1 pseudogene is annotated in these 688 nt (G+C 61.2%); it reads right to left on the bottom strand.

The window, feature by feature from the left end:
• A pseudogene (locus IVB27_RS20360) lies at window positions 1–630 on the bottom strand (IS5 family transposase); the annotation flags it as partial.
• Between the last annotated feature and the right edge of the window lie 58 nt (window positions 631–688).

The raw sequence follows: 688 nt of genomic DNA, 5'->3' as shown, positions 1-688 counted from the left end.
GATGCCGCCATTTGTACATCTCCTTGTCGATGGCGAGAGGCTGTGCACGGCGCGGATGCTGGGAGATGACGACTTTGGCGCCACGCGCTTCGAGTTCGGCGATGATGGCGTTGCTATCGAAGGCCTTATCAGCGATCAGCGCGTTGAAGGCCAATCCCTCGATGAGCGGCGGCACGCCCACCGTATCGAAACGCTGTCCCGGCAGGAGCACGAAGCGCACGAGATTGCCGAGCGCATCGGTGAGCGCCAGAATTTTGGTGGTCATGCCGCCTTTCGAGCGGCCGATCGCCTGGCTTTGCGTCCCCCTTTTGCGCCCTGACCGTGGCGGTGGACCTTGACGATGGTGGCGTCGACCATGGCGTATTCCATGTCGGGATCGTCGGAGATGGCCTCGAACAGCCGCTTCCAGACATCCGCCTTCACCCAGTCGCGAAAGCGCGTGAATGTGCTATTCCAGTGGCCGAACATCGCCGGCAGATCCCGCCAGGGACTGCCGGTTCGGGCGATCCACAGAACGGCCTCGACAAACAGTCGGTTGTCCTTGCCGCTGCGGCCCGGATCTCCCGGCTTGCCAAGACAATGCGGCTCCATCTTCGCCCATTGGGCGTCAGTCAAAACGAATCGGTCCATCCCAAGCTTGAATCACAACCAAGCCCCGATGAGAATCCTGAATCCCAACAGACCCTAG

Source organism: Bradyrhizobium sp. 197 (genome assembly GCF_023073375.1).
Classification (GTDB): Bacteria; Pseudomonadota; Alphaproteobacteria; order Rhizobiales; family Xanthobacteraceae; genus Bradyrhizobium.
This window is presented reverse-complemented; position numbering and strand designations above follow the sequence as displayed.